Origin of the sequence: Streptosporangium sp. NBC_01755 (assembly GCF_035917995.1) — a bacterium.
Classification (GTDB): Bacteria; Actinomycetota; Actinomycetes; order Streptosporangiales; family Streptosporangiaceae; genus Streptosporangium.
In genome coordinates this window covers 3,405,468-3,427,569 of sequence record NZ_CP109131.1, presented here as the reverse complement: position 1 = coordinate 3,427,569, position 22,102 = coordinate 3,405,468, and the positions used below count along the sequence as shown (strand labels likewise).

The 22,102-nt window shown below is 70.0% G+C and carries 21 protein-coding genes and 1 tRNA gene; 8 read left to right on the top strand and 14 right to left on the bottom strand.

Annotated features, from left to right (window positions below):
• Positions 1-208: 208 nt before the first annotated feature.
• Positions 209-1,609, top strand: coding sequence for an ABC transporter substrate-binding protein (locus tag OG884_RS15945; RefSeq protein ID WP_326646139.1), 1,401 nt, complete (start codon positions 209-211; stop codon positions 1,607-1,609).
• 16 nt (positions 1,610-1,625) lie between these two features.
• Here the strand turns inward: OG884_RS15945 and OG884_RS15940 are convergent, their stop codons facing one another.
• The 10 genes from OG884_RS15940 to OG884_RS15895 all read right to left on the bottom strand — a co-directional run bounded on the left by OG884_RS15940 (position 1,626) and on the right by OG884_RS15895 (position 13,198).
• Entirely contained in the window at positions 1,626-2,591 is a 966-nt protein-coding gene (locus OG884_RS15940) for a GlxA family transcriptional regulator (RefSeq protein ID WP_326646138.1), read from the bottom strand.
• 256 nt (positions 2,592-2,847) lie between these two features.
• Positions 2,848-3,630, bottom strand: coding sequence for a glycoside hydrolase family 16 protein (locus tag OG884_RS15935; RefSeq protein WP_326646137.1), 783 nt, complete (start codon positions 3,628-3,630; stop codon positions 2,848-2,850).
• Positions 3,631-3,632: 2 nt separating this feature from the next.
• On the bottom strand, positions 3,633-4,871 hold the full coding sequence (locus OG884_RS15930; RefSeq protein WP_326646136.1) for a hypothetical protein: 1,239 nt from the start codon (positions 4,869-4,871) through the stop codon (positions 3,633-3,635).
• Positions 4,872-5,009: 138 nt separating this feature from the next.
• Positions 5,010-5,768 (bottom strand): hypothetical protein, encoded by a 759-nt coding sequence (locus tag OG884_RS15925; RefSeq protein ID WP_326646135.1) that lies wholly within the window; start codon positions 5,766-5,768, stop codon positions 5,010-5,012.
• Positions 5,768-6,760 (bottom strand): MinD/ParA family ATP-binding protein, encoded by a 993-nt coding sequence (locus OG884_RS15920; RefSeq protein WP_326646134.1) that lies wholly within the window; start codon positions 6,758-6,760, stop codon positions 5,768-5,770. The genes OG884_RS15925 and OG884_RS15920 overlap by 1 nt, the downstream gene beginning before the upstream one ends.
• A gap of 49 nt (positions 6,761-6,809) precedes the next feature.
• Positions 6,810-8,771, bottom strand: coding sequence for a hypothetical protein (locus OG884_RS15915; RefSeq protein ID WP_326646133.1), 1,962 nt, complete (start codon positions 8,769-8,771; stop codon positions 6,810-6,812).
• A complete protein-coding gene (locus OG884_RS15910; RefSeq protein ID WP_326646132.1) occupies positions 8,768-10,654 on the bottom strand; it encodes a hypothetical protein in 1,887 nt (628 codons plus the stop codon). The genes OG884_RS15915 and OG884_RS15910 overlap by 4 nt, the downstream gene beginning before the upstream one ends.
• Positions 10,655-10,717: 63 nt before the next feature.
• Positions 10,718-12,046, bottom strand: a complete 1,329-nt coding sequence (locus OG884_RS15905) for a hypothetical protein (protein WP_326646131.1) — start codon at positions 12,044-12,046, stop codon at positions 10,718-10,720.
• A 686-nt stretch (positions 12,047-12,732) separates the two neighbouring features.
• The gene (locus tag OG884_RS15900) at positions 12,733-12,963 is read right to left on the bottom strand and encodes a hypothetical protein (RefSeq protein WP_326646130.1); all 231 of its coding nucleotides are present in this window, start codon (positions 12,961-12,963) and stop codon (positions 12,733-12,735) included.
• The gene (locus OG884_RS15895) at positions 12,953-13,198 is read right to left on the bottom strand and encodes a DUF6400 family protein (RefSeq protein ID WP_326646129.1); all 246 of its coding nucleotides are present in this window, start codon (positions 13,196-13,198) and stop codon (positions 12,953-12,955) included. Before OG884_RS15895 ends, OG884_RS15900 begins: the two co-directional genes overlap by 11 nt.
• A gap of 392 nt (positions 13,199-13,590) precedes the next feature.
• Between OG884_RS15895 and OG884_RS15890 the strand changes: the two genes are divergently transcribed.
• Together OG884_RS15890 and OG884_RS15885 are read left to right on the top strand one after the other, a co-directional pair.
• The gene (locus OG884_RS15890; protein WP_326646128.1) at positions 13,591-13,860 is read left to right on the top strand and encodes a hypothetical protein; all 270 of its coding nucleotides are present in this window, start codon (positions 13,591-13,593) and stop codon (positions 13,858-13,860) included.
• A 32-nt stretch (positions 13,861-13,892) separates the two neighbouring features.
• Positions 13,893-14,102, top strand: a complete 210-nt coding sequence (locus OG884_RS15885) for a hypothetical protein (protein ID WP_326646127.1) — start codon at positions 13,893-13,895, stop codon at positions 14,100-14,102.
• Here OG884_RS15885 and OG884_RS15880 read toward each other — a convergent pair.
• Positions 14,089-15,039 (bottom strand): NBR1-Ig-like domain-containing protein, encoded by a 951-nt coding sequence (locus OG884_RS15880; protein WP_326646126.1) that lies wholly within the window; start codon positions 15,037-15,039, stop codon positions 14,089-14,091. The two genes, OG884_RS15885 and OG884_RS15880, sit on opposite strands and share 14 nt — an antisense overlap.
• A 499-nt stretch (positions 15,040-15,538) precedes the next feature.
• Between OG884_RS15880 and OG884_RS15875 the strand changes: the two genes are divergently transcribed.
• Together OG884_RS15875 and OG884_RS15870 are read left to right on the top strand one after the other, a co-directional pair.
• On the top strand, positions 15,539-15,940 hold the full coding sequence (locus tag OG884_RS15875; protein WP_326646125.1) for a hypothetical protein: 402 nt from the start codon (positions 15,539-15,541) through the stop codon (positions 15,938-15,940).
• Between the two features lie 160 nt (positions 15,941-16,100).
• On the top strand, positions 16,101-18,389 hold the full coding sequence (locus OG884_RS15870; protein WP_326646124.1) for a polysaccharide lyase 8 family protein: 2,289 nt from the start codon (positions 16,101-16,103) through the stop codon (positions 18,387-18,389).
• On the opposite strand, the gene OG884_RS15865 is transcribed toward OG884_RS15870, so the two are convergent.
• Both OG884_RS15865 and OG884_RS37510 read right to left on the bottom strand, forming a co-directional pair.
• Complete coding sequence (locus OG884_RS15865) at positions 18,378-19,007, bottom strand: hypothetical protein (protein WP_326646123.1); 630 nt, start codon at positions 19,005-19,007, stop codon at positions 18,378-18,380. The two genes, OG884_RS15870 and OG884_RS15865, sit on opposite strands and share 12 nt — an antisense overlap.
• Complete coding sequence (locus tag OG884_RS37510) at positions 19,004-19,228, bottom strand: hypothetical protein (protein ID WP_442811690.1); 225 nt, start codon at positions 19,226-19,228, stop codon at positions 19,004-19,006. Before OG884_RS37510 ends, OG884_RS15865 begins: the two co-directional genes overlap by 4 nt.
• On the opposite strand from OG884_RS37510, the gene OG884_RS15860 reads away from it, so the two are divergent.
• Positions 19,146-19,337, top strand: coding sequence for a cellulose binding domain-containing protein (locus tag OG884_RS15860; protein WP_326646122.1), 192 nt, complete (start codon positions 19,146-19,148; stop codon positions 19,335-19,337). The two genes, OG884_RS37510 and OG884_RS15860, sit on opposite strands and share 83 nt — an antisense overlap.
• A 276-nt stretch (positions 19,338-19,613) precedes the next feature.
• Here the strand turns inward: OG884_RS15860 and OG884_RS15855 are convergent.
• Positions 19,614-19,699: transfer RNA gene (locus tag OG884_RS15855), tRNA-Leu, on the bottom strand.
• Between the two features lie 164 nt (positions 19,700-19,863).
• Between OG884_RS15855 and OG884_RS15850 the strand changes: the two genes are divergently transcribed.
• Both OG884_RS15850 and OG884_RS15845 read left to right on the top strand, forming a co-directional pair.
• Positions 19,864-21,171 carry a M20/M25/M40 family metallo-hydrolase gene (locus OG884_RS15850; protein ID WP_326646121.1) on the top strand — a complete coding sequence of 436 codons (1,308 nt, stop codon included), beginning with the start codon at positions 19,864-19,866 and terminating at the stop codon, positions 21,169-21,171.
• A gap of 169 nt (positions 21,172-21,340) precedes the next feature.
• Positions 21,341-21,901: a hypothetical protein gene (locus OG884_RS15845; RefSeq protein WP_326646120.1), complete on the top strand. Its 561-nt coding sequence runs from the start codon at positions 21,341-21,343 to the stop codon at positions 21,899-21,901.
• The last annotated feature ends 201 nt before the right edge of the window (positions 21,902-22,102 follow it).

The following is a 22,102-nucleotide window of genomic DNA, read 5'->3' as shown; positions in this document are numbered from 1 at the left end:
CGTCCGGTTGTCACCGGGGGTTTGACCAGCGGAGCTCATGGCAGCGTTGAGGTTCGCCGGGGGTTTGACCAGCGGAGCTCATGGCAGCGTTGAGGTTCGCCGGGGGTTTGACCAGCGGAGCTCATGGCAGCGTTGAGGTTCGCCGCGGGTCTGACCGTCCGCAGCCGTGGTAGCGGAGCACATAAGATCTTTTTTCACGATCCATCCCGTGATCGGACTCGCCGGGCTGAACACCGTCACCCGCACCGTGATCCTGTTGGAGGTATGCATGCGTGGTACGGCTCGCGCGTTCGCCATGACCACCGCCCTCGCCCTGGGGCTGACCGCCTGCGGCGTCGACAGGGCGGTCGAGGGCCGGAAACCGGTAGAGCAGCCCGCTTCCGAGGTCACCGAGAAGCCGGTGGGACCCGTCACCCTGAAGTACTGGACCTTCTCCCCGCGCGAGGCCGCGCTGAAGCAGGCGCTCGCCGCGTTCGAGGAGGCGAATCCCGATATCAAGGTCGAGCTTCGCACCTTTGGCGAGGCCGACTACCGCGAGCGGCTGCCCAAGGCACTCGGCGGTGACGAGGCACTTGACATCGTCGGCATCCACATCCCGACCATGACCGGCGCGGTCAAGGACCGGCTCCGCCCGGTCGCGGACTGGAAGGACACGGTCTCCGACGAACTGCTCGGGAAACTCGACCCGGTCGCGGTCGAGCAGACGGAGAAGACCACCAAGGACGGCAGGCTCTACTCGGTCCCGATGGGGTCCAATGCCGGCGCGGTCATGTACTACGACGCGGCTCTCCTGTCCGAGCTCGGGGAGTCCTTCCCCAAGACGGTCGCCGACCTCGAATCCATCGTCATGCGGGTCAGGAAGGAGATCCCCGACCTCCAGCCGATCGTCTTCTCCGGCGAGCCGCGCCGGCAGGAGGAACTGCTGTTCACCATCGCCGGCCAGACCCACCCGACCCTCTCCGACGAGCTGCTGGCCGGCGGAAAGTCCTGGAAGAGCGCCGAGACGGTCTCGGCCCTGACCGCTTACGAGTCACTGTTCGACAGAGGCGTGCTGGCAAGGTCCACGCTGACCCTCAAGGGCGACCACCCGGCCGAACTCTTCCGATCCGGCAAGGCGCTGTTCCTGGTGGACGGCTCAGGCCAGAGCCCGATGCTGTCCACGTCCTACCGCGGGACCGGCAAGATCTCCGTCAAGAAGATCGGCGCCGGGTCCTTCCCAACCATCCTGCCGGGCGCCAAGCCGGCCGCCCGCAGCACGGCCGAGGTGGGCCTGGCCGTCCCCAAGGATTCCAAGCACGTGGTCGAGGCGACAACGCTGATCGAATTCCTGACCGTGGGAGACGGGGTCTCCAGCTGGGCCGGAGACCTGACGATGGCCCCCGCGGCTGCGGGCTTCACGGTGGAATCGTCGGCCTTCGCCACGCCGGAGGGTAAGGACGGCTACGCCGTGCTCCAGGAACTCATCCGGGGCGGTGGTTCCCTGAACGTCCCGGACCAGGCGTTCCTGGACCGCGCGCAGGGCGAGGTGATCCTCGACGTCGCCCATGGCAGGATCACCCCGGAGAAGGCGGCGGACCGCCTGCAGAAGGAGTGGTCACGCGGTCGGTGACGGCCCCCGCACCCGGTCAGGCGTCCACGGGCCGGAAGGTACGGCGGTAGGCCATCGGCGAGACGCCGACGGCAGTCTGCAGGTGCTGGCGGAGCGAGGCCGCGGTGCCGAACCCCGCCCGCAGGGCGACGCCCTCCACCGGCAGGTCACTGGTCTCCAGCAGCAGCCTGGCCAGCTCCACCCGCTGAGAGGTGAGCCACTGCCCCGGGCTGAGGCCCATCTCGTCACGGAAGCGCCGGGTGAAGGTGCGTCGGCTCATCCGGGCGTGGGCGGCCAGCTCGCTGAGGGGGAGCGGCTCGTGTAGCCGTTCCAGCGCCCAGACCCTGGTCGCCGCGGTCGTCGTGGCGGTCGGCGCGGGAAGCGGGCGCTCGATGAACTGGGCCTGGCCGCCGTCGCGCCACGGCGGCACGACGCACCGCCTGGCCACGCGGTTGGCCACCTCGGTGCCGTGGTCGCGCCGGACGATGTGCAGGCAGAGGTCGATCCCCGCGGCCACTCCGGCGGAGGTGAGCACATCCCCGTCGTCCACGAACAACACCTCCGGGTTGACCTTGACCTGGGGGAACAGCTTCTGGAAGCGCTCGGCGTCGCTCCAGTGGGTGGTCGCGGGGCGGCCGTCGAGCAGTCCGGCCGCCGCGAGCACGTAGGCGGCGGTGCAGATCGAGACCAGGCGGGTGCCAGGCCGGATGCGCGCGATCGCGTCGGCCACGGGCTGGGGGAGCCGTCCCTCGGCGGAGATCGGGCCGAGCGCGTGGGTGGCCGGGATCACCACGGTGTCCGCGCCGGCCAGAGCCTCGGCCCCGTGGTTCACCGCGATCGAGAAGTCGGCGTCGGTACGTACGGGGGCGCCGTCGACGGTGCAGGTGAGCACCTCGTAGAGCCGCTCGCCTTCGGGGCTCCTGGCAATGCCGAAGATTCGCGGCGGGATGCCCAGCTCGAAGGGGATCACACCGTCCATGGCGAACACGACGACCCTGTGCATGGCCTGATTCTCACATATGGCGGATGCGGGCCATCTCTGCCGGGGCCGCTGCAGGAGTCGCTCCCGTTGCCGGTGACCGCCGGCACGGCCTCGTTGGTGAGAAGGCCGGTTCATTGGCGCCGGGGACGACCTGTCCGGGGGCGATCTGTCTGGGAAAGATCTGTCTGGGGGCGATCTGTCTGGGAAAGATCTGTCTGGGAACGCGAGGAGGGTGCGGGACTCACGTCCCGCACCCTCCTGCCCTACCGGGGTGGGTTCAGCCCGCGGCGCCTGCCGCGGACGGGTAGATGCGGAGCCAGTCCACCTCCATCCACGCCTCTCCCGCGCTTCCCTGGCCGGGGAACCAGTCCAACTGCAGGCAGACCGACATCGAGCTACGGGTGGCGTTGCCGGAGCGGAACCACTCCTGCCCGTCGATGTAGCCGACGACGGCGCTGGGGGTGATCTCCACGGCGTAGGTGTGCCAGGTGGTCATGTCGACGTTGGCGTGGGCCTGCTCCTGCCCCTGGGGGGTGTGCAGGAAGAAGTTCGGACGCTGCCTGTCCGGGTCGTCGATGACCTCCAGGAAGTCCACCTCCTCGCCGGTGGAGCTCTGCACGTTGCCGCCGCCGTCCTTCGGCCACAGCAGGGCGACGGGGTGGTACGACCCGGCGCCCGGGTACAGGCGGATGCGGGTCTCCCAGCGCCCGTAGGCCTGGTCGTGACGGGCGGCCAGCCCGGCCGTGGTCCCGTCCTCGCGGCCGTACAGGTAGAGCGCCCCGTTGCCGAGGTAGAGCTGCTGCGGGGAACGGCGGCCGTTACCCGCGTGCCCGGCCGAGTCGTAGAACACCCAGTCGGACTCGTTGAGGTAGTCGTCGAACTCCGCACACCAGGACGGCGTGCCCCAGTTGAGGGCTTGCGCGGCGCTGGCCTCGCCGGTCGTGGCGGGGGCGCAGGGCGCCGCCGAGACCACCTCTCCCTGGGCAGCGCTGAGGGTGCTCACCGCCAGCGCGGCCACCATGCTGAGTACGGCCACCCGCACGTGGGATCTGGTGATCATGATTACTCCTCCCAGAATCTGGCGCAGAGTTTGGAGGGACTGAAGCTCCAGCAGCCGGTGCTCGTCGGGCTGGGAGCGGACGACGCGGTCGGTTTCGACAGCGGCTGGGCGGGTGGGGCGGGCGGCGCGAACACCCAGTGCGACGTGCTCGACGCCGCCGGTTTCCGGTTCGAGATCAGCAGCACGTCAGGAGACTCAGAGGTACGGCTCCGCCAGGGCGCGAGGCTCCAGCACGAGGCGAGCTCCAAAGGCCCGCAGAAATCCGAGGAAGAGCGCTTGAGCGGGGGCAGGGGTGCGACGGTCCGGTTCGAGGGCGCCGGGAACGGTGTCGTCACAGGGGGACGGGGGGGCTGGACCCGCTCGGTCAGGAGGGTGGGCTCGTAGGCGCCGGTCTGCGCGGGGGCGGGCTGTGGCGTGTGCGGCAGCCTGCTCGGCGGGCCGGTGGGCTTCGTGGTCTCCTTCGGCGGTGCCGGTTTCTGGGTCGGGTTCTGAGGCGCCGCCTTGGTGGGCTTGGGCTTGGGCTTGGGCACGGTGGTGGCGGGTGGTGTGGGGTTGGGAGCCGTCGGGGTCGGAGTTGGAGCGGGCGTCGTGGCCGTGTCGGAGGGAGCCGGTGTAGCGGCCGGAGGTGGCGGTGCCGTGGACCCCCCGGAAGGCGTGCTGGGCGACGGCGCCGGGGTCTCCGTGGGGCTCGCCGACGGCTTCGTGTCGCCGGGCGGAGCCGGGGTGGGCTGGGAGTCCTTTGGCGCTTGGGCGTTCTTGGGAGGCGCCTGGGGGGACTGCCGGGCCACCGGTGGTGTGGTGGTGGTCGCCGGTGGTGTGGTGGTGCGCCTGGTGGTGGTCGCCGGTGGTGTGGTGGTGCGCCTGGTGGTGGTCGCCGGTGGTTCCTCGGCCGGGGGCGTGCTCGCCGTTCCGCTGCTCCTGGGCTGTACGGGTTCCCGCGCCTCCGCGTCCCGACGGGGCGCCGTGGACTCCTCGGTGGGGACGGGGGAGGGCGCGGCGTTTCTCGTGCCCGTACGGTTGCGGGACACGGGTGCGGATTCCTGGGCCTCGGGGGCGGGCTCCGGGCTCTCCTCGGGGGCGGGCTCCGGGCTCTCCTCGGGGGTGCTTCGGGTCCTCGTCTCGGCGGGTGGGTTCTCCGCCTGGGTGGAAGGGGCTTCGGTCTCGGGTTCGGTCTCCTCGGGAGATGGTACGGAGGCGGGGGGAGCGGCGGCGAACTCCTGCGACGGAGAGGTGGCGCTCACGCCGGGATCCGCCACGGCGGCCCACGGCTGGGCGATGACCGCGCTTGTCGTCGCGGATACCGCGGCCAGCAGAAGGCCGGAGATTAAGGTGACACGCCGGGACGAGCTACGTGGGGGCATTGATCGTTCTTCCTGGATCTATTGGGTGGGCTCTGGGCCGGATATGGGCTTCCAGCCCGCGGCGGTGAATTCGGGGGTGCCCGGGAGGGCGACCGGTGGCACGGCGGTGGCCAGGGGGTCGGGGACGTTGACCCAGTCCCCCTGGTTCGCGCCGCGCATGCCGGGCTGCCAGACCATCAGCAGGCTCATGGCGTACGGGCTGGAATAGGTCGGATCGGTGTCCCCGACACCCTTGGTCGCGGTCACCTGGACCAGGACCGAGACATGCATCTGATCCTGGCCGCGGGGTCGCCACTGGATGCCGATCGTCCGCGTCCGCATGGCGGCGCCGTCGGGGAGTGCTCCGTCCTTGGGAAGGCCGAGGATCTCCCGCCATCCGGCGACGGCCTCGCGGGCACCGGCCCGCGCCGCCTCGTGCTGCTCGGGCGGTGCGTACAGTACCGCCGCCTGCTGGGCCTGCTCGGCGTCCAGGGTCCACGCCGCCTCCAACGCGGCGGCGGCGGCCGAGGCCGCGCCCAGTTCGGTGTGCGGAAACCCGACGGGGTAGCCCGCCGCGCCCTCGTAGCCGGAGGGCGGGGCGAGGAGGACGGTGTCCCCAACGGCCTTCGGTGCGGAGGCGTTCACGGTTTCGGGTTCGGATCGCAGGAGCTGCCATGCTCCGGCCGCCAGCAGGATCGTCCCCACGATCGAGACGACCACGATGAGCATCCGCCGCTGGGCGCTCGGCGGAGGACCCAGATCCCAGTTCAGCGCGGGATCGTCGGCGACAGGTCGCACTAGTGGCTCCGGTCGGGGTGCTGATTGAACGTCTGCCCGGCCGCCGCCGCCAGGCGGAGGTATGCGCCCCGGGTGGTGGGCCGCAGGCGGACCAGGTCCACCTCGGCGCCCTCCTTGAGGTGCGGGTCGTAGGGGATGCGGATCACCGCGCGGCAGCGGGAGGTGAAGTGGCGCTCCAGCAGGTCCAGGTCCACGTCGGACTTGGACTCCACGGCGTTCAGCACGACGATGGCGTTCTTGACCAGTTCGGCGTGGCCGTGGGCGGTCAGCCAGTCCAGCGTCGCGGCGGCGGAGCTCGCCCCGTCCACCGCGACCAGGCTGACCAGCACGATCTGGTCGGCCAGCTCCAGCGTCGCGCCCATGGCCCCGTGCAGCAGGCCGGTCCCGCAGTCGGTGATGCAGATCGAGTAGTAGCGCTCGATGAGACCGGCGACGGTGCGGTAGTCCTCGGCGTTGAAAGCCTCACTTACGGCCGGGTCGGTGTCGGAGGCGAGGACCTCCAGCCGGGCGGGTGACTGCGAGGTGAAGGCACGCGCGTCGGCGTAGCGCAGGATGTGAGGGGCCTCGGCCAGCATGGTGCGGATGGTCGCGGCCGTCTCGGATTTGACCTTGAGTCCGAGGGTCCCGCGGTCGGGGTTGGCGTCGATCGCGATCACCCGGTCGCCGCGCAGGGAGGCCAGGGTGTTGCCGAGGGCGACGGTCGTCGTGGTCTTGCCCACTCCGCCCTTGAGGCTCATGACCGCGATCCGGTGGTGCCCGCTCGCGACGGGGGTCTGTGCCTGCGCCATCAGCGTGCGCCGTTCCAGCTCCGCCGCCGACTCCGCGGGGATGATGCGCTTGCCGGAGAGTTGCCAGACGACGCGTCGCCACCCTCCGGCGGGCTCAGGGCGGCGGTTGGTGAGCAGGTGTTCCGCGGTGAGCGGGACCGTTTCAAGGAACTGTTCGGCCGGAGTTGGGGGCGATGTCTTGATGTGGGGGGAGATATCCGTCATTGCCAAGGTCCTTTCGCGGAGAGCGATCGCGGGGAGGGATACGGGACTGTCAGCAGGTCCGCCAGCGCACCGTCGTACCGATCGAGTCGTCGAGGCTGTGAACGGTCAGCGGGGCGGTGACGGAGGCGGGAGCGCCGCACCAGTTGCGGATCCTGTGGGCCCGCAGGTTGATCACCTGCGTGACCCCTGCACGCAGCGTGCCGCCGGAAGGGCTCACGGCCAGGCCGGGAGCCGATATCCGCCACTTCAACGGCTCTCCCGAGATGGTGAGGACCATGCTTCCCTGGCCGAACTCGTCCAGCGTCACCACGGGTGGGACCCGCAGGCGAGAGGCGAGCCCGTCTCGTCGCGCCGGCGCGCCCGCGGTGGGGCCCGCGATGGGGTCCGCAGTGGGGTCCGCGACGGGGTCCGTGGTGGGGGGAGCCTGGGTGGCCTGGGTGGTTTGGCCGGCCTGGCTGGTGGACGCCTGCAGCGACCTCGTCGGCTCCTTGGACTCGATCGCGGGGCCGAGAAGGTTCATCCCGGTCAGAGTGCCGGCCGCGCCCGCCACGACGATGATGACGATCTTGATCGTCGTGTTCCTGATCCGGGTACCCGCCCAGCTGAGCGCCTCCAGCACGCGTATCCCCATCTCGATCCGCCCTTCGTCGGGGCGGTCGTCGGGTTCGGTGTGGAAGCGCAGCGCGGGAATCTGGGCGTCGTTGCGCATCTCGACGGACGCCTGCCCCGCGATGACGACGGGCTCGGCTCTGGCGACAGGTTGAGGGGCGGGCGGCGCCTGCCTGGGGATGGTGCCGGTGACCTCCTCGCTCTGGGCGAGGACCTCACGTGCCCATGCCTGGGTGAGCAGGGCGTCGTACAGCGGGGTGTCGTGCCCGGGTACGGGCGGTGCGGACGGCGGGCGGACCGGCCGGGTTCTGCGGGGTGGCAGGGCGGGCAGCGGGGGGAGGCCGGGGGGATCGGAGCTGCCCACCGCCGGCTCGCCCTCCGGTGGCGTGACCGGCGACGCCGTACTCGCCGAGCCCGTACTCGCCGAGCCCGTGCCCGCCGATGTCGTGCCCGCCGATGTCGTGGCCGGCGGTTTCGCCGGTGCTTTCGAAGCCACCGGCGGATAGGGAGGCGCGCCGATCCTGGGCGCGGGCAGTGCCACGGCCGGTGGTGCCGGAGCGGCGGGGACACCGCTCCCGGCCGGAGGAGCGGGGAGAACGGCGGATCCGCCACGGGCCGGGCGTGCGTGCGGGCGGGTGGGCGGGACCACCTCTGGGGGCAGCGAATCCGTGAGCCGCTGCCGCTCCTCGGCGGAGAGCGGCGCGACCGGCGGATGGGAGATCATCTGCGGGACCGTGTAGCGGATGTTGATCGGCCGCGTGCACGCGGAACACCTGATCATGTGGGAGATCAGGGCCGTCCGGGCGTCGTCCGGATCGGTGGAAGAGGATGCCGCCTCCCCGCCGGCCCTACCGGCGGGGAAGGCACCGGGAAAGACCGTCTCCACCAGCGGGGCGAGCTCCGGACAGGTACGCCGCCCGTTGGCGAGTGCGTCCAGCCCGCTCACCAGGGTCTCGATCAGATCCTGGGTGCGGGTGGCGAGCCTGCCGACCTCGTCGGCGGGCATCCCCAGCACGTGGGGGAGATCCTCCATGCCGAGCGCATGGCGGTACATCAACCTGAGCGTCTCCGTGCCCAGGGGGTCGACGATCGTCCACACCCGTTCGATCAGCAGGGCATCGGGCATGCCGGGCCCCGAACCCGGCACGTACCGCTCCCGGTGACCGGTGGAGGTGCGGCAGTCACGTCGCAGTGCGGCCAGTAACCGTCCCCGGACCGTGACGCTCTCGGGGGCGACCTCGGTCCGGCCGGCCGTCAGCGCGGCGACGACCGCCGCGCGCGCCCGGCCGGATTCGAGGTGGGAGGCGGCGTAGTCCATCAGGTGCGCGCCGTGCTCGCGTACCCAGGCCGCCCCCTGGCCGGGGCCGGGCGCGAAACGCCCGGTTCCGGTGGGTGTGCTCATTGGCCGTCGTATTCGAGCGGGTCCGGCTCGACCGGGTACTGGCCGGTCCGGCCTTGGTCGGGCTGGAAGGGGGCGGTCCGGTCCTGGGTGTTCTCACCGCTCCTCCGCTGCGCGGGGGCGCTGTCCCCGGGGTTCTGGGCGCCCGGCTGGGCGGGACTCAACTGGCCGGGGTCACTCTGGCCGGGGATCTCCTGGCTCGGGTCGTTCTGGCCTGGAACCTCGTGGCCTGGAATCTCCTGGCCCTGGTCGGACCGACCGGGAACGTTCTCGCTGGGAACCGGCTGCGGAAGCGGAACGGGAGCGGGGTCGGTCACCACAAGTTCCAGGTTCCGCTGGGGCAGTCCGGTGAACTTGGTCCAGTTGCTGACCTCGCCGGATGCGGGCTCCGCGTAGAGCCAGCGGATGAACGCGGGCCACAGGCACGAGTCGCGGGGGATCGTCTGGCTGCTCTGGGTCGGGCTCGGTCCCTGGGACGTGCTCAGCGCCTGGAGTTCCTCGGTGGTGTAGTTGCGGCATGGTGGCGTACCCGGCGGGGCGATGTTGAGATCCCACACGCCGTTCTCGTCCGTGTAGCGCATGCCCCTGTCCAGCCCAAGGGCCTCGTAGGCTCGCCGCAGGAGCTCAGGGTCCTCGAAGACCGGCAGCGAGACGCCGTTCTGGCCGCCGGGGAGTTGCGGCGTGGCCGACATGAGCACGGTCCCGTCGGGACCCTGCGACGAGTTCTCGCCGGGACCGACGGACGGCTGCGGCGGCTGGACGGGCTTCAGGCTGCCACCGGGCGCTGTCGGTGTCCCCGCCCTCGGCGTCGTCGCTCCCGGTGGGACCGACGGCTGTGTCCTCGGCGAAGGCGCGCCCGCGTCGTCCGTCGGTCTGGTCGCGGGTGGCGCGGTGGGGGGCCTGACATTGCCCGGGGGCACGATCGGCTGGCCCGTTCCCGACCGGATCGCCGGCCGCAGGGTGCCCGTCGGCCGGGCGTTCCGTGTGGTCTCCCCGGGTTGCGGGGTCCTGTTGCCGGCGGCGGGCGGAGGCTGCGACCGGTTGCCGCCGGTGGGTTGCGGCTGGGAGGGCTTGTTGCCGCCGGTGGGTTGCGGCTGGGAGGGCTTGTTGCCGCCGGTGGGCTGAGGTTGCGACGGCTTGTTGCCGCTGGGGGGCTGTTGCGACGGCCGCGAGGGGGCCGAGGACTTCGTCGCACCGGGCTCGGGAGCCGGCTTGGGGGGCGAGACCACCTCGATCTGCTTCTCCGCGGGGCGCTCGATGACGCTGCCGCTCTCGCTCTCGCTCTGCGAGATGTTCCCGCTGATCCTCTCCGTCGGAGTCGGAGCCGGAGGGGCCGGGAGCCTGGCGGGTTGGGGGTTCGCCACCGGCGGTGGAGCCGGGGGTTGTACCGGTCCCGGGTTGGGGGCGGGCTGCACCGGTGCCGAGCCGGACTTGGGGGCCGGGGCGTTCGTCTTGGGGGGCGAGGGTTTCGTCGTCTTGGGCGGTGTCGGCGGTGTCGGCGTGCTCTTGGGGTTTCCCGGCCGCTGTACGAGAGGCGAGGCAGCGGCGGCCAGGGCCAGGACCGGGAGGGCGACGCAGCCTTCCCCCGAGGTTCCGACCGCGTGCCCGTCGGTGGTGGTGGTCAGGCAGACCCGCGCGTCCCTGGAGCCGCCCTTGCCGGCACCGCCCGCGATGGTGCTGCCCGCGTCGGCGCCCGAGAGCGTGACCGGTTGATCACTGCCGGAAGACGCACTCGGCGACCATGCCTCGGCCTGGTCGTCGAGGAGGTACGTGCCCGCGGACAGTCGCATCACCTCTCCCCCACCGGGGGCGGAGCGGACGGCGATGACGGTTCCCAGCCCGGCGCCGGCGCTGAAGACGCCGATCGCGACACTCGCAGTGATCACCGTCGCGCGCGATGGCTTACGTGAGGGTGTCATTATGAATGTTCCTTTTCTTCCGGTGAAATGTCAGTCGCCGTGGCTCTCCAGGACGTCGCTCCACTCGCCCAGCACGCGAGCGGGCTCGTTCGAGCCGGCAGGGGGGACATATGTCACATACATGCGTCCGTATGTGGCGCTCACCGAGTTGGCGAAGGCCTTACCGCGGGTGCGGACGGCGGCCGAGCCCTTCAGCTTGACCGTCGCGCCCTTCCGCTCCGCCTTGCGCATCTCGGTGGATCGGGCTCCATACCAGACCAGGGCACCCCCGTCACTGGTCCTGAGCGCGCGTACCGGTCCCTCAAGCCGGTACGACAGCGTGAGCTTCCAGTCGGCCTGCTCCAGCTGCGCCCGCTCCTGCTGCCAGAACAGTGCGGCCTCGCTGGTCCACGGCCCCTCGTCGAATCGCACGTCGACCTCGGCGTTCTCCAGGCTCGCCAGGTGCGCGCGGGCGATCTGGCGAGGGGTCGCGCTCAGCCCGATGGCGTTCTCCGGCAGGCTCGTCGCGTAGCCCTCGGAGTCGGTCGCTATCTTGGGGAACCGTGCGGGAGTGGCACGCGTGTCGGCGGCCGAGGCGACGAGCCGCCAGCCGCCGGGAGCCGAACTCATCACGTCGACGACCCGGGCGACACCGGGCTCGTACGAGACCGCCACGAACCAGTCCGCGGTGCCGGTCACGTGGCGCGGGATCCACATCTGCGGGTTGGGCCATATCCCCGAGGCCAGCGACTTCTTCTCCATCTCGGCGGTCTTGAAGCCGGCTCGCGTCATCTCCAGCGCGAGCCCGTGCTCCAGCTTCGCCATGGCGGCCTGGTCATTCCTGCCCTGGGCGACCGACAGCCCTCGCTGGTAGCGGCCGTGGATGCCGTACGCCTCCTTGACGGTGAGCTGGGGTGGGCTGGAGCCGGCCGGTGAGTCGGTGTCGGGCGGGGTGGTCCCCGTCTCGGCCCGGGGCTTCTTGGTACGGGGCTCCTCTGCGCGGGGTTTCTCCGTACCGGTGACCTTGGGGCTAGGAGAGGACTTATCGCTTTTTGGGGGCTTCGGGGTTGATTTGGGGGTGGAGCGGGAGGGGGACGGCGTCGGCGAGGGAACGGCCTTCTCCCAGCCGGCGTCCGAGGAGTCGGGGGTGGGATTCGCCGCCAGGGACGGACCAGAGGGTTCTCTGGTCGCGAGCCAGAGCGCGGAGGCGGCGATGATCGCTAAAACCGCCGTGAACAGAATGACCTTCCGCCAATCGAATGACAGGAGGCGTTCGGGATGCCAGTCGGATGTCTGTTCGGAATCACGCCCGGAGGAAGCACTGCCACGACCAGAGGACCCAGCCTGTCCATCTGGGAAATCTGATGCACGCCATGACATAGGTCCAAATATTAGACTGACCGTGATCTATTGGGAAGGTAAAGGGCTTAGTAATTGACACTTATGGCTATTTGATTATTAATAACACTTAAGTCGATATACGGTCTGTCCGAAACCCGGAACGCCCCCACCTGCTGGCATCCCGTCGGTGGACCGTACCAGTAGTTCTCTAGAGATGTGCTGTCATCCTCGGGTTTCGGATGACCTTCCGTTCCCCTTGTTGAACTGCCCTTTTTCCCGAGCGAGCCCGTCGTTCACCTCCCGTTGGGCTTTCCGGCACCCGGTCGGGCATCCTGCGGGGGACAAGTGATCGCGAAAACCTTTCACGCTCCGGATTGGTACAAGCTCCATAACAATTTGATATGAATGCGTTTCCCGGCTTCGGCTGTTCGGCCCCGGACCCCGTTCCGGGAATTGGAGCTCCGCCTTTTCCGCGCCCACCGGGGGGCGAGGCTCTCCCGCCTCCGGATGGGTGCCCCGGACGGCCCGCCGGGCGCGCGATCGGCCGGGACGGCCGCGGGCGGGTGAGCCCGGCGCCGGCGCGAAACGCCCAAGCCGGGACGGGCGCGGGCGCCGCCCTCCGGCCCTCCCGGATCTTCCTGCGCGGAGTCCGGGGAGCCGAGGCGTCTGAATGCGATCCCTGCCAGGTCCTGCCAGGTCCTGCCAGGCTGACACCTTTTGTCGGGTCAGCCGGAGGTGGTCCTGCCGCCCGCGCCGAAGCCCGTCTCGTGATTCCACAGGTGGGTGCATCCCGGGCACTGCAGGTGCAGCAGGCTTCCGGTGTTGCCGATGAGGTAGCGCCAGTGCACCCCGCAGTTGCGGCCGCCGAGGCAGTCGTCGCAGTCGCGGTGGTCCTGGCAGCCGGGGCAGGGCAGCCATGCCCTGCGTCCGAAGTCGGCGTGCGGATCAAGAGGCACGGCCAGACTCCCTGGGGGGAAGCACTCCGGCGGCCACGAGCATGTCGTAGGTCTCCTGCTGAGCTCTGTCGAGGCCGGAGTAGAGGAGGTCGTACGCCTCCTCCTCGGCCCGCATCACCCCCGGCGGGTCCCAGTCCGGCTCCAGCGCCGCCATGACGGCGGCGCGGCGGCGAGTCTCCTCAAGGGTGAGGTCGATCTCGAAGTCGGTATACGGGCTGGTGCTGTCCTGACTCATGACATGGCTTCCGGGTCTGCTGGTGAGCGTGTCGGAGGAGCGATCGGGGAGGGCGGCGGGCGGAACCGGAGAGAGATGATCCGGTTCAGCCTGGGGTGGGCCGCTCTTCGCGATCAGCCACATGCGCTGCGGGGCGGAACTCCTCCTGGAGAGAGATTCTTGTCCACTATATATCCATATATACTTTATGTTGCTTTTAGTGATGTTTTGGGTGATGTTCGGCAGTCGGGCGTCGGGCTGCCGCCTGCCGCCTGCCGCCTGCCGCCTGCCGCCCGGGATCCGGGATCCGGGATCCGGGATCCGGGATCCGGGATCCGGGATCCGGGATCCGGGATCCGGGATCCGGGACGAGGGAATCGGGAGGGCTGAGGGCGGAATCCGGATGACCGGGTATGGACCACCCCGAGGACAACTACGGCCCGGGGGCTGCCATGACCACGTACACCCTGTCGATCGTCGAAGGTGACACCGGCGGCGTCTCGTCGGGTAAGGACCTCTTCTCACCCGACTCTCCGATCGATTTCAGTGATCTCGGCCCATACGCCCTGATGTGGCTGACCGAGCACGGCTACCGGGAACAGGGCAGGCGGGTCCTGGTCACCCCCGCCGGGCAGGAACCCGAGGGGGTCCACGTGATCGCCTCCCACGACGTGGACCTCTGACTCCCGTCGGACCGTGGCTCCCCCCGGGCGCCGTGCCCGATCCCCTGGCCCCTCCGGGCGCCATGCCCGCCCCCGGCCTGGCGGCGGAGTACGACTACCGAGTACGGATCCGGACCGAGACGGGACTGCCGGCCATGCACCAGACACGGTCCCCTGCTTGGGTCACCGAGGCGCTCACCGGCCGGGTGACCCTGCCGGGCCCGGTCCTGGTCACAGCCGGCGTGCCGATCACTTCATCGTGACATCTAGAAATATCGGGTTTTTCCCGGCGAACAGCAGAGCCCCGTCCTCATTGGTCATCTTCCAGTAGATCTTGCATCTGCCCGGGGTGTCGGCGGCGCGGACGCGCACCGCTATGTCGACCGTCTCGCCGGGTGCGGTCGTCTCGATCGCGACCCGTTCGGGAGCATGGCACGGGGTCTCGTTCATCCGGTCGAGGTAGCGCCTGTGCCACGGGATGGTCCCCGTGTTACGGAGCCTCCACACCTTCGTGAAGCGCGTCCCGCTCCGCACCACTGTCCCGTCCGGATGTGTGATGTCTCCCTCGAAGGCGGAGTCGTCGCGAGGTGAGGCGGCCTGCGTCAGGGTGTCCTGAGGAACAGGCTTCTCCTCCCCGCGGTCGGACGACGCGACGAAGGTGATGAGGGCGCCCGCGCCACCGGCGACCACGGCGGACAGCACGGTGAGGACGACCGGCTTCCTGACGCGCGACCGTTGAACATCCCGGTCCCCGACTTCGGCGCTCTCCCCGGTCTTTCCCCACGTCTTCGAGGGCTCGGCTCCGACCTCGGCTCCGACCTCGGCTCCGACCTCGGCTCCGGCCGGGACGGTCTCCCGGCCGGTGTCCCCGGCACGCTCCCAATGCTCCCGCCACTCGCGCTCGGCCTCGGCCGGGTCCTGCCCCAATCGGTCGACCGCCAGGATCCGAACGAACTCCCACGTCGTCTCCCAGCTCGGCAGCACCTGCCCCCGGGCGGCGGCCGCCAGCGACGACTTCGAGGCGGCCGCGCCCAGGCGGGACGACATCTCCGCGAAGGAGGGGTCGCCCGCCTCCTCCTTGAGCTTCCAGAGCCGGTGCGCGAGCAGTGCGACAGGGCCGGACTCAGGATCGGGCCGGACCGGTTTCCGCCCTCGCCGCGTTCCCGGCTCCTCGTCCCGTGGATTCGGTGACCCCGCCACACCCACCCCCTGCTCGACACTGCCGTACGGACATTCTCACGACCCGGGCGCGGCCTCTTCGGCAATACGCCCAAAACCTGAGGAGATTACCGGAAGTCACCCGTGACGGACGTCCACCGCCGTGCGGTCCGGATCCGATCCGCAGGGCACACGGCTGTGACCTGTGCCGTCAATTGTCCAGAGGGATCTGGACAATGTTCGGCAGGGGTCTGGACAATATTTGGCCATATATCCGGCGAACTCTTCTTGCCGCCGGTCGCGGCACACCGGCATAGTCGGGGCCACTCCTCGCCCCACCGCTTCCGTGGATTTCCGCAGTGTTCGCGATCCACGCAGGAAGCGGGGCCTACGGGGGCCGCGAGGACTCGGGGCCGCGTTTCCATCCACGGGCGTCATCCACGGGCGTCATCCGTGGATGGAAACGCGCCCCACATCGGAAAACATCTCCGTCCCACTGACCGCATCCCAGAAGACCGCGTTCCGACAAGAAGGAGAGAACATGAACTACCGGAAACCGATCGCCGTGGCGGCCGCGGCCGCTGTCGGGCTCGTGATGATGGTCACGCCCGCCATGTCCGCCACGGCCCAGGCCGCGGCACCAGCGGCCAAGGTGGCGGTGAAGCCCGCGGACACGGCCGGAATCCTGGAGGTCAAGAGGGCGAGCATCGCCTGCTTCAGTCCCCGGGGAAAGAAGGCCAACTACTCCTGGGGTACGGGTGGCGTCTCCACGACGGTCTACTTCAACAACCACTGCTCGCACAAGGTGCCGGCGAAGCTCCACTTCAAGTCCGCCATCGGTACGACCACCAAGAGGTGCATGATCACCAACGGCAACACGAGCGGCAAGAAGAGGTTCTGGGTCCCCGGCTTCCAGCTGCAGAAGATCACTAAGGGCTGCTGACAGCCCGCCGGCCAGGGCGGGGCGCCTCGCCTGGGACAGGTCCCAGGCGAGGCGCCCTCATGCCCGGATGGGGTGGGCCTCCGCTGTGGAGTGCCCGAGCGCGTGAGGTGGCGCGGCGTAGCCTTCGGGGCGGGGGTGAACGTCGCCTCACAATCTATATGTGAGTGGATATTCCAGGCGATTATTTCTCCAGCTCAGCGGTGCCGCCGCGACTGGAGCGCTGATTCCGGCGCATACCGCGCACCCGGAGGACGACTCCTTCGCCCTGCTGCGCCGCCGTTGGTGTGAGGTGACGGCGGGGTCGGGGTTCGACGCGACCGCCGAGCCGTACCGCACCCGGCTGGCGAGGCTGGGGACGACCGCCGCCCTGTACCGGGACACCATGGCACCGGCCGACATCTCGCTCTGGCCGGAGTTGGCGTTCCCCTCCTTCGTTGACACCCCGGCGCGGCTGCGGACCATGGCCCGCGCGTACGCACTGCCGGGGACCGGCCTGACCGGCGACGCGAACCTGGCCGCGGCCGTCGCGGGTGGCATCGACCACTATCGGCGGCAGGTGTACGCCTCCGGCGCGGACCCGGTCGGCAACTGGTGGAACTGGCAGATCGGCACCCCCAGGAAGCTCCTCGACGCGGCGGTGCTGATCGGTTCGCACCTGACGGACCGGCGGAGCGGGGCGCTGCGGGACGCGGTGGATCACTTCCTCCCCGAGTGCCGTCTGAACGACTACGCCGGCACCAGCACCGGAGCCAACCGGGTGGACCTGTGCACGGTGACGCTGCTGCGCGCCATCCTCGGGTCCGACCCCGGCAAGGCGGCGCTGGCCGCCTCGGCGCTCTCCCCGGTCTTTCCCCACGTCTTCGAGGGCGACGGGCTCTACCGGGACGGTTCGTTCATCCAGCACACGTCCGTCCCCTACCAGGGCGGCTACGGAGCGGTGATGCTGTCCGGGCTCGCGACCCTGTTCGAGGTGCTGCGCGGCTCGCCGTGGGAGATCACCGACCCGGACCGGCAGATCGTTCTCAACGCTGTCGAGAGGTCGTTCGCGCCGTTCGTCCACGACGGCTTCTGCATGGACCTGGTCAGCGGCCGGGGGATCGACAGGGAACCGTACGGCGACCATCGGAGGGGACGCGACATCGCCTCGGCGATCCTGCGGCTGGGGGACGCGGCCTCCGCCGCCGAGCGGGCCCGCTGGCAGGGCATGGTCAAGGGATGGGCGGTGCGCGACACCTCCAGTCCCATGCTCGACGCGGCCGAGAGGAACGATCTGGAGTTCCACGCCCGCCTCGCCGCGCTCCTGGACGACGACGCGATCCCGGCGGCCGAGGAACCTGCCGGACACCGACTGCCGGCGATGAGCGCCCGTGCCGTCCACCGCAGGCCGGCCTGGTGCGCGGGACTCAGCATGGCCTCGTACCGGATCGGCCACTACGAGCACGGAAACGGCGAGAACCGGCGCGGCTGGCACACCGGCTCGGGAATGCTCTACTGGTGGGGCGAGGGCCATGGCGACCAGTACTCCGATTCCTTCTGGCCCACCGTCGACCCCTACCGCCTGCCGGGCACGACGGTCTCCACCAGGCGGCTGGCCGACGGCGCCGGTGCGGAGTGGGGCGACACCTGCCCGCCGGGCCGCTGGGTGGGCGGCGCCACCGACGGCACGTACGCGACGGTCGGCCAGCACCTGTTCGGCTTCGAGAGCACGATGGAGGCTTTCAAGTCGTGGTTCTTCCTCGACGACGCGGTGGTCTGCCTGGGCGCCGGGATCACGAGCGAGGACGGTGTGCCGGTCGAGACCGTCGTGGACAACCGCAGGACCGGCGCGCTCCTCACCGTGGACGACCGTGAGGGCTGGGCGCACCTGGCCGGGCACGGCGGCTACGTCCTGCCCTGTCCCACCGGCCTGCGCACGCTGCGTGAGGAACGCACAGCCGGCCAGGTGACCCGGAGCTACGTGACCCTCTGGCTCGACCACGGCGTCGACCCCCACTCGGCCGGTTACGTCTACCTGCTCCTGCCGGGTGCGAGCCGGGCGCGGACCCGGGCCCGCGCCGCCGACCCCGGCTGGGCGAGGGTGCTCGCCAACACCACCCGGCAGCAGGGCGTCCTGGTCCCCTCCCTCGGGATCACCGCTGTCAACTTCTGGAACGACGGGACCGTCGGCGGCCTGGCCGCCTCCGCCCCGTGCGCGGTCCTGGTCAGGGAGAGCGGCGACGGTACGGCCACGCTGACCGTGTCCGATCCCCGGCGCGACCTGGACGAGCTGACCGCGACCTGGGACCGGCCGGTGGCCGAGGTGCTCGGTGGGCACCCGCTCCTGGTGAGCGCCACGACCGGCGCGCGGCTCACGCTCGCCTTCGGACGGCTGGCGGACCGGGGCGGCGGCTCGCAGACGGTCACCGTACGGCTCGGCCGGCACGTGGGCCGGGGACGTTCACCCGGTTGATCGGCTCACGATCCCCGCTCCGGTGCCGTGCCGCCGGCCTCCTTCGCCGCGCCGGCCATACCCGTCGCGCGCCGTCGCGTCGTGGATCGCGACGGCGGTGGTCGTGCCGCCGTCCACCTTCGCCATGACCATGACCTTCTGCCCGGTCTTCACCGCGTCGATGCCCTCGCCGCGGCGGTTGATCCGGGTGTCGCCGTTGATCGCGTACTCCTTGGTGTAGCCGTCCTCGCTCTTGACCGTGATCGAGTCCTGGTCGACGGCCGTGACGTCGCCGTACTGGGTGGCGACGGTCACGTACTTGCCCTCACCGTCGGGCACGACGAACTCGCCGTGGATGGAAGGGCCGCCGAAACCCATCTTGTGGCCCCGGCCCCGGCCCTGTCCCGGCACCTTGTCGGAGGGCGCCCCGGACGGAGCCGCCGACGGTGTCGCGGTGTCGCCGACCGTGGGCGTCGGGGAAGGCGAGGGCGAGAACGCGGCCGCGGCGGCGACGCCGGCACCCGTGGCCACGACGAGCGCGGTGGTGGCGACGAGCAGTACGGAGCGGGGGACGCGACGCCTGGGCGGCTCGTTCGCCAGTGTTTCCGCGGTGCTGAATTCGTCCGGCCCAGGGGTCATCTTTCTTCCTCCCGATAGCATGCGATAGGACAACAGTGCATCGGTACACCTAAAACTGCCGTAAATGCCGTTCGTGCCCTGACAAGCACCCTCCGTGCGGAACGGCCCCCGCATCGCCGGTCCCGGTGTGAGACGGTCGTGCCGCTCCAGAAATGGAGGGTGAGCGTGACCTTTGAGACGTCGTTGACTTCGGCGAAGAACTCCGGCTCCAGCGTGAGCATCCGCAACGCCTCCTGCAACGGCTCCATCGCGGCGGGCTCCTCGACGACCTTCGGCTTCACCGCTAACGGCACCGCGGTCACCGCCACGGTCGCCTGCACCAGCCCCTGATCCGATTCGGGCCGGGCGGCGGTTTCCGCCGTCCGGCCCGTACCCGGTGTCAAACCAATGGCCGGGCGGTTGCGCTGCCACGTCCGTGAGGAGCAGGTGCGCAGAGGCGTACTTCCGTTCGGCTTGGAGACATGGTGCGAGTTCTCTCGAATGCTGACCCGATCCGGAAGGCCAAGATCTACGCGAACATCGGATTGCGGATGATCTACCACCCGTCAAAACAGAAAGTCCTGGTCACGTGTACACATGACCAGGACCCCATAGGCGACCGGTTTGTGTCCGAGGGGGGACTTGAACCCCCATGCCCCGCAAAGGGCACTAGCACCTCAAGCTAGCGCGTCTGCCTATTCCGCCACCCGGACGTGGTGCCTGCACGCGGGACCGTCATCCCGCGTCGGCGGACTTAGGTTAGCAAACTCTTGGGCTTGCGTCATATCGGTAAGAGAGCAGGTGCGAGCGGGGTGCCGGGGAGGGGGGTACGGCGGGAGGATGGGAGGGGAAGCCGTACCGAACTCAAGGAGTCCACATGGCCACGCTCAACGGTGAGGACGAGGTCGTCGGGCTGTGCCGCGACCTGATCCGGATCGACTCGACCAACGCGGGTGACAATTCGGGACCCGGAGAGCGGGCCGCCGCCGAGTACGTGGCCGAGAAGCTGGCCGAGGTCGGGCTGGAGCCGCAGATCCTGGAGTCGGACCGGGGCCGGGCCAACGTGATCGCCCGCATCGCGGGGGAGGACTCCTCGCGGGACGCGCTGCTGCTGCACGGACATCTGGACGTCGTGCCCTTCAACGCCGCCGACTGGGCACACCACCCGCTCAGCGGCGAGATCGCGGACGGCTGTGTCTGGGGACGTGGCGCGGTCGACATGAAGGACATGGACGCGATGATCCTCGCGGTCGTACGGCAGCGGCTCAGCGAGGGGCGCCGCCCGCCGAGGGACGTGGTGCTGGCCTTCACCGCCGACGAGGAGGCCGGGGGCCACTACGGTGCGCAGTGGCTGACCGAGCAGCACAAGGACCTGTTCGACGGGTGCTCGGAGGCGATCGGCGAGGTGGGCGGGTTCAGCGTCTCCATCGACGAGGCGCGCAGGCTTTATCTGATCGAGGCGGCGGAGAAGGGCATCGCCTGGATGCGCCTGACCGCCACGGGCCGGGCCGGGCACGGCTCGATGCTCAACGCCGAGAACGCGGTCACCGAGCTGGCCGAGGCGGTGGGCCGCATCGGGCGTTACGAGTGGCCGGTACGGATGACGCGGACGGTGCGGACGTTCCTGGAGGAGACCTCCAGGGCGCTGGAGCTGGAGCTCGACCTGGACGACGCGGAGAAGACCGTCGCCAAGCTGGGGCCGCTGGCGCGGATGATCGGCGCCACGCTGCGCAACACCACCAACCCCACGATGCTGGAGGCCGGCTACAAGGCCAACGTGATCCCCCAGGCCGCTACCGCGCACGTGGACGGCCGCTTCCTGCCGGGATATGAGGACGAGTTCCTCCAGACCGTCGACGAACTGCTCGGCCCCAATGTGACCAGGGAGTTCATCTATCACGACATCGCCATCGAGACCGGTTTCGACGGGCCGCTGGTGCGCGCGATGGCCGATGCCCTTCTCGCCGAGGACCCGGGCGCGCTGGCCGTGCCGTACACGCTGTCGGGGGGTACGGACCTGAAGGCGTTCAGCCGGATGGGAATCCGGGGGTTCGGGTTCGCGCCGCTGAAGCTCCCCGCCGACCTGGACTTTTCCGGGATGTTCCACGGGGTGGACGAGAGGGTGCCGGTGGATTCGCTTCAGTTCGGGGTCCGGGTTCTTGACCGATTCCTGGACGGCTGCTGACCCGTTCTCGGGAAATCCGTTGCACTGACTCCATGTAGTGCTAGCGTGACTCTCCGTCGAGGGTTGGCTTGTGTTCAAGCGGGCCTGTCCAGGAGCTTTGGGAGGTCATGTGGCGCGCGTGCCGCAGGAGCAGTGGAGGGCGTCCTCGCCCGCTGCTCGGTGTGTGCCCGTGGCCCTTTCCGTCGACGACACGATCCCCGACCGAGCTGACCGGATGGCGCGGTTCGCGGCCGGCACTCGGTGGGGCGTCAGGCAAGCCCTCGCCATCGGCGGCCTCCTGGCCGCCGCATGGCTGCTCGCGATCGTCTTCGGCTTCCTCAATGCCACTCCTGCGGTCGCGGACGCCACCGCGGAGACAGGAGTGGCCCGTTCCCAGACCCTCGACACAGCCGCTTCCGGATCGGTTTCGAACCCCGATGACTTCCCCACGGGCAGCGGCAAACCGTCGGCGACGGACAACGCCGAAGCCATGGCGGGGCGAGGTGTGGACGGGCTCACCAGCCAGTCCAAGCCGGGGGTCCCGGCACCCGCCACCGTCGACCATGGTTCTGGCGCCAATGGATTCGTGCCCCAGAGCGGTGGTGGATCCGGCCTCTTCGGATCGGGTCCGGGGGATGTCGCGTGGTTCGCCTACGACCCGCGACTGACGACGCAGCGTGCTCCGCTGGCGTTCGTGCTCCCTCCTGTCGTCCGCACAGCGGCGGACGACCCTTCCTTCTCCCCTGACTGACATCGTCTCGTAGGCCGGCCTGATCTCCTTTCGAGTGATCCGCCGGTCGCGGAGCCTGCCTCGATCCTCCGTTTCCAGGAGAGCCGCTCCATCGGTGAGCGGTGAGCAGGTCGACGAACAGCCAGTTCCCAACTCCTCGTGACGGCCCGTCGGGGCCTCCGCTGTGCGGACCTGTCCGGTCCTCGCATGGCCTCGCACGCC

Coding starts and splice junctions, on each gene's coding strand:
- OG884_RS15875 (WP_326646125.1), top strand. CDS start 15,539: ATGAACTACCGGAAACCGATCGCCGTGGCGGCCGCGGCCGCTGTCGGG.
- OG884_RS15895 (WP_326646129.1), bottom strand. CDS start 13,198: ATGAGTCAGGACAGCACCAGCCCGTATACCGACTTCGAGATCGACCTC.
- OG884_RS37510 (WP_442811690.1), bottom strand. CDS start 19,228: ATGCTCACGCTGGAGCCGGAGTTCTTCGCCGAAGTCAACGACGTCTCA.
- OG884_RS15915 (WP_326646133.1), bottom strand. CDS start 8,771: ATGAGCACACCCACCGGAACCGGGCGTTTCGCGCCCGGCCCCGGCCAG.
- OG884_RS15940 (WP_326646138.1), bottom strand. CDS start 2,591: ATGCACAGGGTCGTCGTGTTCGCCATGGACGGTGTGATCCCCTTCGAG.
- OG884_RS15865 (WP_326646123.1), bottom strand. CDS start 19,007: ATGACCCCTGGGCCGGACGAATTCAGCACCGCGGAAACACTGGCGAAC.
- OG884_RS15905 (WP_326646131.1), bottom strand. CDS start 12,046: ATGTCATGGCGTGCATCAGATTTCCCAGATGGACAGGCTGGGTCCTCT.
- OG884_RS15935 (WP_326646137.1), bottom strand. CDS start 3,630: ATGATCACCAGATCCCACGTGCGGGTGGCCGTACTCAGCATGGTGGCC.
- OG884_RS15850 (WP_326646121.1), top strand. CDS start 19,864: ATGGCCACGCTCAACGGTGAGGACGAGGTCGTCGGGCTGTGCCGCGAC.
- OG884_RS15890 (WP_326646128.1), top strand. CDS start 13,591: ATGGACCACCCCGAGGACAACTACGGCCCGGGGGCTGCCATGACCACG.
- OG884_RS15920 (WP_326646134.1), bottom strand. CDS start 6,760: ATGACGGATATCTCCCCCCACATCAAGACATCGCCCCCAACTCCGGCC.